Below are 11,823 nucleotides of genomic sequence, written 5' to 3'. Positions count from 1 at the left end.
TAACTGTTATGACAATGGTATTATGGAATCATTTTTCGGTAGGCTTAAAAACGAGATGTATTACGGGCATGAGCATGAGTATGCTTCGTTTGAAGAGTTTGATCGAGCAATGAGGGAATATATTTATTATTACAATAACGAGAGAATACAGAAGAAGACTGGGTGGGTGCCTCCTGTTAAATGCAGGAAAGCATCCACGCAGACGATATGATTAAGTAAAAAGGGATATGTGTCCAGAAAAAGGGGTACATATCAACCCTCTAAGTAAACAAAACCAAGAACACCTCCCCGAATTTGTTTACTTACACACCGCATAAGTAAACAAAACTAAGCGCGACGACCTGCCCGAGCACTGCGATATAGCGTGCGAAGGCAACTCGGAGCGCCGAGCTTGCTCAAAGTTGAAAGCACAGTGCGCTTTCAACGCAAGCGAGGTCTGCCTTCGTTTCTACTAACGAAGGCAGGGTGATTTATTTGGTATTGCATTGGGAGTTTCGTAAGCGAACGCACCAATGAAAATAAAAAGTAAATAAAAAAATAGGCCTGCAAACTAATTGCAGACCTACTTTTATTTTAAAAGCTAACTTAAGCGCTAAAAACTAACTTAGGCGCTCCAAATCCAGCTTAATCAGAATCTCACTTCTGACCCTGAGCAGCCACGGCAGCAGCACCAGCAGCAGCAGCTTCTGGATCCAAATACTCACCGCGAGGCTTGATCGGCTTGAAGTTCTCATCCAACTCGTAAAGCAGAGGAATAGCGGTTGGAATATTCACCTTGGAAATCTCTTCCTCGCTCAAGTTGTCAAGCATCTTAACGATTGCGCGCAAGCTGTTGCCGTGAGCCGCAATCATCACAGTCTTGCCAGACTTAAGCTCTGGAATAATATCCGATTCCCAGTAAGGAGTTACGCGAGTCACAACGTTCGCCAAAGCTTCAGTTTCTGGAACTGGATCGCCTGCGTAACGAGGATCATTCGTCTGAGAATACTCATCGTTTGGATCAATCTCAGGAGGTGGAGTTGCGTAAGAACGACGCCAAATCATGAACTTCTCATCGCCATATTCCTGACGAATCTCAGACTTATTCTTACCTTGCAAAGCACCGTAATGACGCTCGTTCAAACGCCAGCTACGACGAACTGGAATCCACAAGCGGTCGGCTGCATCAAGCGCGTAATTCGCGGTATTGATAGCGCGACGAAGCAAAGAAGTGAACACGATGTCTGGAAGAACGTTCTTCTCTTTAAGAAGCTCGCCACCATGCTTAGCTTCCTCGACACCCTGCTCAGTCAGCGGTACATCAACCCAACCAGTGAACTGATTGGTCTTATTCCATGCGCTCTGACCATGTCGGAGCAATACTAATTTGTATGTCATAATTACCTAGTCTATTCGTTTCGTACGACTACACACAAAAAGTAAACAAACACGAAAAATTTAATCAAAAAAGTCGCCGAACACTAAAATAGCATTCAACGACTTTTAAGAACTTTTAAGATTAATTCAACTGATTATAACTAACACAACTAGCAATAATCACAACTAGCGATAATCACAACTAGCGAAGAGGCTTCACGAGTGGGAACGTAATCGTCTCGCGAATAGTTGCGCCCGTAAGAGCAATCAGCAAGCGATCAATACCCATTCCCATGCCGCCAGCAGGAGGCATACCGACGCCGAGAGCCTCAATGAAGTCCTCGTCAATATCCATTGCCTCAACGTCTCCAGCCAAAGCATCCTTAGCTTGAGCCACGAAGCGCTCGCGCTGCACAACAGGATCGTTAAGCTCGGAGTAGCCGGTTGCAAGCTCAAATCCGCGCACGTACAAATCCCACTTTTCAACCATTCCAGGCTTCGTGCGATGACCCTTAACAAGCGGGCTGGTCTCCACTGGGAAGTCTCGCACAAACGTTGGCTCGTAAAGCTTATCCTCGTAGAAGTGCTCCCACAAGTGCTCAACTAACTTGCCGTGATTCTCCACGTCGTCGCGCTCAACGCCAAGCTTGTCTGCAATCGCACCCAAATGCTCAACGGAAGTTTCCGGCGTAATCTCCTCGCCCAAAGCTTCGGAAAGCGATCCGTACATGGTAATCTGCTTCCATTCGCCGCCAAAATCGTACTCTTCGCCGTTAAGCAAAGTCACCTTAGTGGAGCCGAATGCGTCTACAGCAGCCTTCTGAATAAGCTCTTTAGTAAGAGCAGCAATCGTATCGTAAGTGCCGTAAGCCTGGTAAGCCTCAAGCATCGTAAACTCTGGAGCGTGAGTTGCGTCCACGCCTTCGTTTCTAAAATCGCGGTTGATTTCAAACACGCGCTCAATGCCACCAACCAAGCAGCGCTTCAAGAAAAGCTCCGGAGCAATGCGCAAATAAAGATCAATGTCAAAAGCGTTCATGTGAGTTGTGAACGGACGAGCTGCAGCACCGCCGTGAACCGTTTGCAACATTGGAGTTTCAACTTCCAAGAAGTCGTGGCTGTCAAATGTGCGACGAAGAGAAGCCACAGCGCGCGAACGCCGGCGAACCATATCGCGAATCTTTTCGTCTGCAATCATGCCAATATATGGCTTGCGCGTACGAGTATCGTCGCTTAATTCCTTGTGCAAAGCTGGAAGCGGCTGCAATGCTTTAGCTGCAATCGCCCACTCAGTTGCGAATACGGAAAGCTCGCCAGTCTTGGAAGAAATCACGCGACCGCGAACGTACAAGTGGTCGCCCAAATCCACCATCTGCTTGAAATTCTTAATGGATTCTTCGCCAATTTCCTTCTTGGAAACCATCGCCTGAATCGTAGTGCCGTCACCGGCAGAAAGCTTAACGAAGCACAAGCCGCCAGCGTTACGCAAGAAAAGCACGCGACCTGCAATACCAACCTCGGTATCGGTTTCTTCGCCAGCTTCAAGCTTGCCATCGAACTGCTTACGAACCTGCTCGATAGTATCCGTAACGTTAAGGTGCACAGGATAAGGCTGCACGCCCTCCTTAAGCATCATCGCGCGCTTAGCAACGCGCATCTGTACCTGCTCCGGATGAGCCTGCGGACCAAACTCTTTATTACTTGGGTCGATTGCTTCATCCAGAGTTGCGCCTTCGTTTACGCGCTTGGCGATCGCCTCGTCTTGCGCGAGTAGCATTTCGGCATGCTCAACAGTGTCAATTTCATTGACGGTATCTGTTGCTTCGTTTTCTGCGGCATTTTGCGCGGCAGACATTGCAGTATTGGTGTCAGTCATAAACGCTAATTGTAACCAGTAGGGAATACAGGTTTTATACGCGACTTTCGTATATGAGACTTTCTTATATAACAAGACTTTTTATACGCGACTTTCACACGCTTTAAAACAATTTGTATTAGCCAACCTGTAACATTACGGACGTTGCCGGAACTTTTATGCGCATTTTTACGCAAGTTTCAGCATCGGGCTGTAGCGCAGTTTGGTAGCGCGCTTCGTTCGGGACGAAGAGGCCGCGGGTTCAAATCCCGCCAGCCCGACTTTTGATTTTTGGCGTATTTATGCCGCTTATTGCGATTATGCAGAACATGTCGCTTTGCCAATTTCACTTATTAAGCTTATTCCACTTATCCCACTTCCGCGCAATTTTTCTTTGCAAGACTGTAAAGTTAAAGTCGATTTGGAGCGCAAATGTGTAGCAAGGGGGCTTTGATGGAGAATGCGACGCAATTTTATAGCGAGCTTGACAAAATGTTCGCAAATCACGCGAGCGCAGACGCAATCGAATCGTACCTTTTGCATAAACTCGCCGAATCGCAAGAAGCAAACGCTCAAGCATTGCAACTATCTGTTTTAAACGAGTTGATGGGATTTTATCGTTCTCGAGGAGAATACGCGAAAAATCAACCAATTATCAATCGCGCTCTAAATCTTGCAAATGAAATGCAACTAGCTGGCACCGAAGCTGGTACAACCACGCTTATAAACGCTGCTACTAGCCTTCGCGCGTCTGGCGACTACAATCGCGCTGAAAAAATTTACACTCAGGCTCTTAACGAATCCTCTACAACTCTCGGCGACAAAAATCGCAAGCTCGCTGCACTTCACAACAATCTTTCGATGCTTTACAGCGAAACCGGTCGCACGCATGATGCAATTGAGGAGCTTAATCAGGCGCTTGAAATTTTGCAGAATACAAGCACGGATCCTGAGCGCGATATTGATATTGCTGCCACGCACACGAATCTTGCGCTTGCGATGCTGCAGGAGTGCTCAAAAGAGTGCACGAAGGAGTGCTCGCAGGAGTACCAACAGGAGTGCTCGCAAGAGTTTCAACATGAGTGCTCGCAAGAGTTACAACAAAAATGCTCGCAGGAGTACCAACAAAAGTTCGCGAGGCCTGACGAAAACACAAACAGCAAATCTGCAACTCTTAACTCTGCTTTTGAACACGCTTCAACCAGCGTTCGAATGTATATCGCTGGAAATAACGAAAATCAGCCGCATTATGCTTCTGCTTTGGCTGGTTTTGCGCAGGTTCAGTGCGAGCGCGGCGAGTATTCCGATGCTGTAAAAGCATACAGTAAAGCGCTTGATTTGATTGCTAAATGCTACGGAAAAGATAGCGAATCATATGCGATTACGTTGGAAAATTTGCAGCAAACACGCAAGTTAGCAGAAAACGTTACGGAAACATCCAAAAAAGTGTCTGCAATCCAACAAATAGAAAACCAACACATAGAAAACCAACACATAACAGCCAAGAACACAGCAAGTCAATCCTCGCCCACTCCACACATAAAAAACGGCATGCAATTATCGCAATCATATTGGCAAACTTACGGAAAGCCGTTACTTGATCAGCCAAAATTTGCGAAATACAAAAATCGCATAGCAGCCGGATTAGTTGGTCATGGATCGGAATGTTACGGATTTGACGACGAGATTTCGCGCGACCATGATTTTGGCCCAGGATTCTGCTTATGGCTTACAGATGAAGACTATGCAAAAATTGGCGCGGATTTGCAGGCTGCTTACGACGTACTTCCTCAGAGATACGCCGGTTTTGGCTCTCGCGAAGAAACTCCACGCGCTAAATCATGCGAAAGCAGCAAGCGAGTCGGAGTATTTAGTACAGCTAAGTTTTTCGAAAATCTAACCGGCTTCCCTACTGCCCCAAGTCAAAACGAACCTCACTTATGGCTGTCCTTAAATGAGTCAACGCTTGCAGCAGCAACGAATGGCAAAATTTTCGCGGATCCTCTTGGAGAATTCTCAAAGGCGCGCCAAAGCTTCAAACTCATGCCGGACGACGTGCGAATCTCACTAATTTCGCGCAGGCTTGGCATGATGGCTCAAGCAGGCCAGTACAATTTCCCACGCATGATTGCGCGCAAAGACGCATCCGCAGCGTGGCTTTCTATAAACGAATTCGTGCGTGCGACCGCGTCAATCGTGTTTTTGCTAAATAACCCAATAAGTGCAGGATATTTGCCTTACTACAAGTGGCAATTTGCAGCTTTACGCAAACTCAGCGCGCGAATGGCGTCTAGACTTCCGGAAGTATTCGGCAAACTTGAGTCGTTAATGCGACTTTCTTCCGCGGCGTGCTTTGGTGGCGACGGCTCCGGCGGAGACGGATTTGGCGAAGGCGGAAAGGGAGCCGGAATTGCACAAAAACAAGTTACGCAAATAATTGACAGCATTTGCGAAGATATTGTGCGAGAGTTGCAATATCAAGGATTGAGCGATTGCGGCGAAACTTTTTTGGAATGGCAGAGGCCGTACGTTGAAGCGCATATTCACTCGCGCGCAGCATGTTTGAGGAGCTTATGATGTGCGATTCATCAACAAATCCGAAAACGCAAAATCAGAAAGCGCAAAATCTTGCAAACGAAGAAAAGCTGCAAGCGCAAAAGCTTGCGGAAGAAATCACTAAACTCGAGTGGGATCAGTTCCAGCTTACGGAAAACGAAGGAGGGCGCGCAAATTGCCAAGGAAACTGGCCAACTTTTCGCATTATGCGCATGAGTCAGTTTTTGTCATGGCCGCTTGACTTGCAGGAGTCTTATAAGCAAGATCTTGAGCGCGCCGACAGCGATGGCCGCAATTTGATAACAGAAAAATATGCAAGAATGATGGAATCTACTGCCCCGGAAATTTTTGAACGCACTATTAAACCTTATATTAAGCCGATTTTGAAGCCTAGAAAAAGCGCGCAGGAGCAGATTATTTTAACGCAAGTTAAATGGGCTTCAGATTTTCGCAATCGATACCCTAACTTGGGTCTTGCGATGCGCGTGCTTAAAACTAGCGAGGATACGGCAGAAAACACGTCTTTTGAAACGTATTTGCGAGGCGAATTAAGCACGTATTCTGACGATACTTTCGCTAAATACCAGCGTTTTGTAAATAATTTGCGCGCGGAAAATCTAAATCTTACGCAAATGATTATTACGAATACCGTGCGCATGTATGGATACGATTCGCTCGAATCAGCCGAATGCGCACACTAGCTATCTCACTTATAAAAAAACTTGCTTAAGGTTGCCGATTTCACGCAGATTAAAAGCGACAAGCACTACAGTATGTTGCTAACATCATTCTAGTTTGATAGAATTTTAAGAAGTCCCTCGAATAGTCACCCGCTGGTGCGCGTTTCTTTACACAACGTAATGAATAGAGGGGCTATAATTTTTACTCGTTATTTTTGACAGAATTTTCGCCAAACAACAAAGTATTTAGTCATCTGTAAACATCCAATACGTTCCCAGCGGCTTATCAGTTCTATAAGCAAAAGTATTAAAATGCGCCAATGCTTTTGGATTACCAGTTTCTAATTTTGCATGAATAGCTCCAGCGGTCATATCCGCCAATTGAATCATTGGATTTGTTTTTGAATCAACAAAATTAACCTTGCTTAATGTTCCTGGACATATTTTATTAACTATATTCATCAGGTAATCTGTATCAGGAATAGAAAAAGCGCGAGTATCCTGCCCATCAATATACAAAACACATTCCTTGACCGCCCCAAATGTGTGCGTAAAAAGCTGACGTATCATATAACTTTTTAGTAGCCTAGGATTACTTAATAAATTTTTACTACGAATTTTAGTTTTATCTGCAATAATTACTCGTACGTGATAATTAGCTGATTTCATGCGATCAAAAAACACGTCTTTAAGCTTAGGGTGCGTTTTATTATATTTAAATTCGCGATCATACCTATGAAAGAATTCTCCATTTTGTTCCTCACATCTTGCTGTTTCAATCAACTGCCAAGTATGAGTAATATCTTCACTGGTATCGAAAATACATGCTGCTATCACGACATATCTCGTTGAGCCTCTGTCGTATTTAAACCCAGAGTCACCAGAATCATCTATATAAGCAAACATAAATTAAACTATACAAAATGTACGTGAATTGTAAATTATAAACTTATTAATTAAAAATACCATGCGTAGTTTTAATCGGGTTATCGAACACTTTCATGCTGGTTTTTACGCTCACTGACACTGCTTTTGTGTGTTACGCAAACGCTGCGTAACACTATCTCTAATTGCAATACTTTTATTACTACTGTTATTCATCGAGAATCTCCAAAATATCGTCAACTTGCCGAAGAATACCAAATTTTTTGGCATATTCGCGCAATCTATGTACATTTTTCTTAGGGTTTCTCACATACGCACGCAAAGCCTTACCAAATATCTCTGAATCCTGACGCCTACGATTCCTAACCAAATCGCAGATAGTGCGCTCCATATCATAAACCATCACATAATTACCAATAACCGTACGCACCTGAGTGATACCAATTTTATACCATTCTTTTTTAATTTGATGCACTTCAACATCATTTTTTATGCGCCACGTGTTATATCCCTGACATACCGTAACTTCGTTTATAAACGGCATGCGATCTGTAAGATTATGCAAATACAAGGCAGTTTGGTAAGAACATATGCAAGCTTTATTACGAAGCTGGAAAAAATAAAGTTCATCATAATTATTTGAATTGCTATCGAAATACACGCCGCGCGCAACTCTTTCCAAATCATTATTTTTGACCATGCTAGTTAGATACCAAGAGTCAATTCCTGCGGAAGAAACTTCTTTTGCCGTGATAATACCGTTATTTTTCTTAACAATTCTTTTAATTTCACTAATATTTGTTCTCTTTTTATCCGACTTTACTTTCACCGTCACATACCAACCTATTAAAGAATTATCATTTTAGAGATAATAAACGCTTATAAAAAACTTGCTTTTGTGCTTTATTATTATACAAATAACGCACAATTGCAAGTAAAAAATTGTATACAAAAATTGTATCTAGAGAATTGCAACTGAAGACTTACTAAAGACTTACTAAGACTTACTAAAATCTGCAAATCATATAAGACTTGCATAAAAGCGCTTATAAATCGGCTTCAGAACCAGTCAATTTACTTATTTGCAATACTAGTTAATTAACAAAATATGTAGATTAATTTTTTACACATAGTTCTAAAATACTTACGCTTTGCTGTTATTAGGCAGAGATTTGAGATTTTTCGCAGTGAACGAGATCTTTAGTGCCACTTTTCATCGCGCACGCAGTAACAGCTCAACACTTCGCTGGCGGCGGAAGTCCACTGGACTTCCACTCTGTGCCAGCTCACTCATCGAAGGAGCTTAAAGCGCACTATGCTGCTTTAAGCTCGGTCGATTCGCAGCCCGAATGGTGACTCGTCGAGAGAGCAAGAAAAATTGAAAAATCTCGGTGATTAACCGAAGATTAAAAGACTAAACATGCCAAGAGCTGTCGGAGTTTCTCTTAGAGCAATGTAAAAATCTTGCGATGAGAGATCTTTAGTACCACTTTTCATCGCGTTCGCAGTAACAGCTCAACGCTTCGCTGGCGAGGAAGTCCACTGGACTTCCTCTCTGTGCCAGCTCACTCATCGAAGGAGCTTAAAGTGCACTATGCTGCTTTAAGCTCGGTCGATTCGCAACTCAGCCCCATTGCATAGGAAAATTATGACCTTGTATAAAAATCTTGTACCCCGTAAAAGCGCAATGCACAGGAATTAAAACTATTATTCCGCACCAAAAATTGTCTTAGCAAATCAATACAAACTTAGTACTCAATTTGCCAAAACCATTAAGGATGCTTACTAGTCGTTATTAGTCGCGCGAAATTCTACTTTCAACCCAATCGACTATGTACGGCGCGCATTCCTCAATCTGATTCATGGCAATTTCGAACTCTCGCGGCCCACCATACCACGGATCCGCCAAATCTAAAGTGGACTCGCACCCAGCAGAAGGCTTTGGTAACGAAGGATCAAACGAGCGATACATATGAACGAACGCGCGCTTTTGTACAGGAAGAAGACGCACGAGCGAACGCATATGCGATGCCGTCATTGGCAAAAACAGGTTCGTTTCCGCAATCTCGTCCGCTTCAATTCGATGCGCAAAATGCGATACTGGAAGGTGGTATCCGCGTTTAGTTAATTCCCTTTGCGCGCGGCGATCGATCGGATTCCCATACTCCTCATCGCTGACTCCGCTGGAACGCACGGCAACGACGTCGCTTAATCCCCTAAGCGCAAACTCATTACGTAGCACGATTTCCGCCATTGGAGAGCGGCAAATATTCCCCGTGCAAACGGTCATAACAGTGTATGGATGACGCGCATCTACCTTGATTTTGCTTGATTCTTCAGTCATATTTCCTCGTTTACTTTTGGATTTTTCGTTTACTTTGCGATTCTTGTTTACTGCGCAGGACTATATACCATGAACCGGTATCGTGCAGGATTGCTTTCGCTACCAACTTTCAACGGCGCTTCCTGCCACTCACCTTCGCGCGCAACGCACCATTTTCCAGCATCAACAAGATTCTGAATATCGGGAGCAAACGTATCTGCATCAACTTTTGCGTCGATTTGCGTTACGTAAGCTGCGTCCGCGTGATAATTTGCAAGCATTTCGTGCAAAATTGCAGCCCCGCCAATAACCCAGATTGCACGTCCGTCTTTAGGCGAATCTTGATGAGAATCTAAAGGCGATTCTTTAGTTACATTCTCCTGATTTTCCAGCGCTTCCCTATTTTCCAACCATTCTCGCGCATAATCCAAAGCTGCGTCAATGCTAGTAAAACTGCACGCACCATCCGCCACAAAATCCGGATTTCGCGTAACAACAATATTTTCGCGCCCAGGCAGCGGACGGAATTTCGGCGGCATCGCATCCCACGTGCCTCGACCCATAATCACAGGGCAGCCGATTGTCATCGCCTTAAAATAGCGCAAATCCGGGGAAAGTCGCCACGGCATGCCACCGTTCACACCCATCGCGCCGGACCTTCCGTCAGTTCCGTACGCTTGTCCCCAAATCAGACGCACAGGAAAATTATTCGACATACTAACGCCACTTTCTACTAACGCTATTTTCCACTAATGCATATAAAATCACGCGCAATTCTCGCACAACGCCTCTCGCACAACGACTAACGCAAAACTAAGCAGCGCAAATCACGCAAATCTCACACCGCAACCGGCGCTTTAATCGTCGGATGATGCTTATAATCAACCACTTCAAAATCGCTGTAATCGTAGTCAAAAATCGAATCTGCCTTACGAATCTTAAGCTGCGGATACGGGTATGGTTCGCGCGAAAGCTGCTCGAGCACCTGCTCAACGTGATTGTCGTAAATATGGCAATCGCCGCCCGTCCACACAAACTCGCCCGGCTCAAGACCTGCCTGCTGAGCCATCATCATCGTCAAAAGCGAGTAAGACGCAATGTTAAACGGCACGCCGAGGAACATATCGCAAGAACGCTGGTAAAGCTGGCACGAAAGCTTGCCGTCAGCCACATAGAATTGGAAAAGCGAGTGGCAAGGCGGCAAGGCCATGTTTTCAACTTCCGCAGGATTCCAAGCGCTAACAATCATTCGACGAGAATCTGGATGATTCTTCATAAGGTCCAGCACGTTCGCGATTTGATCGATTGTGCGATTTGGATTTTCAGCGGTAGGCGCCGGCCAACTCCTCCATTGCACGCCGTAAACAGGGCCTAAATCGCCGTTCTCATCCGCCCACTCGTCCCAGATGTGAACGCCATTTTCTTGCAACCAGCGCACATTGCTTGATCCTTTAAGGAACCAAAGCAACTCGTACGCGAGTCCTTTGAAAAACACGGTTTTCGTGGTGATAAGCGGGAAGTATTTGCTAATATCGAAGCGGATTTGCTGACCGAAAAGCGAAATCGTACCTGTGCCTGTGCGATCTGATTTTAGAGTGCCTTCCGTAAGGATTTTTCGCACTAAATCCTCGTAAGGAGTAGGAATATTAGACGCTGGTTTTTGTGGTACGCGCGCGCGAATTGCCGCAAGTTCTTCTTCTGTTAAAGCCATACTGCCATGTTAACAAAGCGATAATAAATTTAAAGAATCGCGCTCGTAAAACTTATGCCTACCGCGCAAAACGCTATCTTCACTTCGACAATCTAGCGTTACGCATCGTAACAGCTCCCCCAACTTTGTTTACTTATCAATCCCATAAGTCCACAAAACCAAGAGCCCTTCCCCGACTTTGTTTACCAACACGCACTCGAAGTAAACAAAACCAAGAACCCTCCCCCAACTTTGTTTACCAACACACCACATAAGTAAACAAAAGTAAGCGCGACGACCTGCTTGAGCGCTGCGATATAGCGCGCGAAGGCAACTCGGAGCGCCGAGCTTGCTCAAAGTTGAAAGTCCAGTGGACTTTCAACGCAAGCGAGGTCTGCCTTCGTCAACAAAAACGAAGGCAGGGTGATTTATTTGATATCACATTGCGAGTTTCGTAAGCGAGCGCGTAATCCGCGCA

The 11,823-nt window shown here is 44.9% G+C and carries 11 protein-coding genes and 1 tRNA gene; 5 read left to right on the top strand and 7 right to left on the bottom strand.

Annotation, left to right across the window (positions count from 1 at the left end; translation table 11 throughout):
* Positions 1-211, top strand: a 211-nt coding sequence (locus BFS05_RS05100) for an IS3 family transposase (protein WP_146026733.1), incomplete at its 5' end; no start/stop codon positions are given.
* A gap of 425 nt (positions 212-636) precedes the next feature.
* Here BFS05_RS05100 and BFS05_RS05095 read toward each other — a convergent pair.
* Together BFS05_RS05095 and lysS are read right to left on the bottom strand one after the other, a co-directional pair.
* Complete coding sequence (locus BFS05_RS05095) at positions 637-1,377, bottom strand: phosphoglyceromutase (protein ID WP_004112459.1); 741 nt, start codon at positions 1,375-1,377, stop codon at positions 637-639.
* A gap of 181 nt (positions 1,378-1,558) precedes the next feature.
* Positions 1,559-3,211 carry a lysine--tRNA ligase gene (gene lysS, locus BFS05_RS05090; RefSeq protein ID WP_374703772.1) on the bottom strand — a complete coding sequence of 551 codons (1,653 nt, stop codon included), beginning with the start codon at positions 3,209-3,211 and terminating at the stop codon, positions 1,559-1,561.
* A 207-nt stretch (positions 3,212-3,418) separates the two neighbouring features.
* Here lysS and BFS05_RS05085 point away from each other — a divergent pair.
* The 3 genes from BFS05_RS05085 (at position 3,419) to BFS05_RS05075 (ending at position 6,468) form a co-directional block, all read left to right on the top strand.
* Positions 3,419-3,492 (top strand) — tRNA-Pro (locus BFS05_RS05085).
* 172 nt (positions 3,493-3,664) lie between these two features.
* A complete protein-coding gene (locus BFS05_RS05080) occupies positions 3,665-5,788 on the top strand; it encodes a DUF4037 domain-containing protein (RefSeq protein ID WP_103084899.1) in 2,124 nt (707 codons plus the stop codon).
* Positions 5,785-6,468 (top strand): DUF4125 family protein, encoded by a 684-nt coding sequence (locus tag BFS05_RS05075; protein WP_103084898.1) that lies wholly within the window; start codon positions 5,785-5,787, stop codon positions 6,466-6,468. The genes BFS05_RS05080 and BFS05_RS05075 overlap by 4 nt, the downstream gene beginning before the upstream one ends.
* Before the next feature lie 225 nt (positions 6,469-6,693).
* On the opposite strand, the gene BFS05_RS05070 is transcribed toward BFS05_RS05075, so the two are convergent.
* Both BFS05_RS05070 and BFS05_RS05065 read right to left on the bottom strand, forming a co-directional pair.
* Complete coding sequence (locus BFS05_RS05070) at positions 6,694-7,353, bottom strand: DUF3800 domain-containing protein (RefSeq protein ID WP_103084897.1); 660 nt, start codon at positions 7,351-7,353, stop codon at positions 6,694-6,696.
* A 187-nt stretch (positions 7,354-7,540) separates the two neighbouring features.
* Positions 7,541-8,167, bottom strand: coding sequence for a type IV toxin-antitoxin system AbiEi family antitoxin domain-containing protein (locus tag BFS05_RS05065; protein ID WP_103084896.1), 627 nt, complete (start codon positions 8,165-8,167; stop codon positions 7,541-7,543).
* 368 nt (positions 8,168-8,535) lie between these two features.
* Between BFS05_RS05065 and BFS05_RS06830 the strand changes: the two genes are divergently transcribed.
* Complete coding sequence (locus tag BFS05_RS06830) at positions 8,536-8,688, top strand: hypothetical protein (RefSeq protein WP_180978611.1); 153 nt, start codon at positions 8,536-8,538, stop codon at positions 8,686-8,688.
* Positions 8,689-9,127: 439 nt separating this feature from the next.
* Here the strand turns inward: BFS05_RS06830 and BFS05_RS05060 are convergent, their stop codons facing one another.
* The 3 genes from BFS05_RS05060 to BFS05_RS05050 all read right to left on the bottom strand — a co-directional run bounded on the left by BFS05_RS05060 (position 9,128) and on the right by BFS05_RS05050 (position 11,366).
* On the bottom strand, positions 9,128-9,676 hold the full coding sequence (locus BFS05_RS05060; RefSeq protein WP_103084895.1) for a low molecular weight protein-tyrosine-phosphatase: 549 nt from the start codon (positions 9,674-9,676) through the stop codon (positions 9,128-9,130).
* A 47-nt stretch (positions 9,677-9,723) separates the two neighbouring features.
* Positions 9,724-10,371 carry a dihydrofolate reductase gene (locus tag BFS05_RS05055; RefSeq protein ID WP_103084894.1) on the bottom strand — a complete coding sequence of 216 codons (648 nt, stop codon included), beginning with the start codon at positions 10,369-10,371 and terminating at the stop codon, positions 9,724-9,726.
* 122 nt (positions 10,372-10,493) lie between these two features.
* Positions 10,494-11,366: a thymidylate synthase gene (locus tag BFS05_RS05050; RefSeq protein WP_103084893.1), complete on the bottom strand. Its 873-nt coding sequence runs from the start codon at positions 11,364-11,366 to the stop codon at positions 10,494-10,496.
* Positions 11,367-11,823 lie beyond the last annotated feature (457 nt).

Source organism: Gardnerella coleohominis (assembly GCF_002896555.1).
GTDB classification, from domain to species: domain Bacteria; phylum Actinomycetota; class Actinomycetes; order Actinomycetales; family Bifidobacteriaceae; genus Bifidobacterium; species Bifidobacterium vaginale_F.
The sequence above is the reverse complement of the archived record's forward strand: the minus strand, read 5'-3'. Positions and strand labels throughout refer to the sequence as shown.

Bases quoted from the DNA above. Each gene is read 5' to 3' on its own strand.
- BFS05_RS05055 (WP_103084894.1), bottom strand. From the start codon at position 10,371: ATGTCGAATAATTTTCCTGTGCGTCTGATTTGGGGACAAGCGTACGGA.
- BFS05_RS05060 (WP_103084895.1), bottom strand. From the start codon at position 9,676: ATGACTGAAGAATCAAGCAAAATCAAGGTAGATGCGCGTCATCCATAC.
- lysS (WP_374703772.1), bottom strand. From the start codon at position 3,211: ATGTCTGCCGCGCAAAATGCCGCAGAAAACGAAGCAACAGATACCGTC.
- BFS05_RS05080 (WP_103084899.1), top strand. From the start codon at position 3,665: ATGGAGAATGCGACGCAATTTTATAGCGAGCTTGACAAAATGTTCGCA.
- BFS05_RS05075 (WP_103084898.1), top strand. From the start codon at position 5,785: ATGATGTGCGATTCATCAACAAATCCGAAAACGCAAAATCAGAAAGCG.
- BFS05_RS05070 (WP_103084897.1), bottom strand. From the start codon at position 7,353: ATGTTTGCTTATATAGATGATTCTGGTGACTCTGGGTTTAAATACGAC.
- BFS05_RS05050 (WP_103084893.1), bottom strand. From the start codon at position 11,366: ATGGCTTTAACAGAAGAAGAACTTGCGGCAATTCGCGCGCGCGTACCA.
- BFS05_RS05095 (WP_004112459.1), bottom strand. From the start codon at position 1,377: ATGACATACAAATTAGTATTGCTCCGACATGGTCAGAGCGCATGGAAT.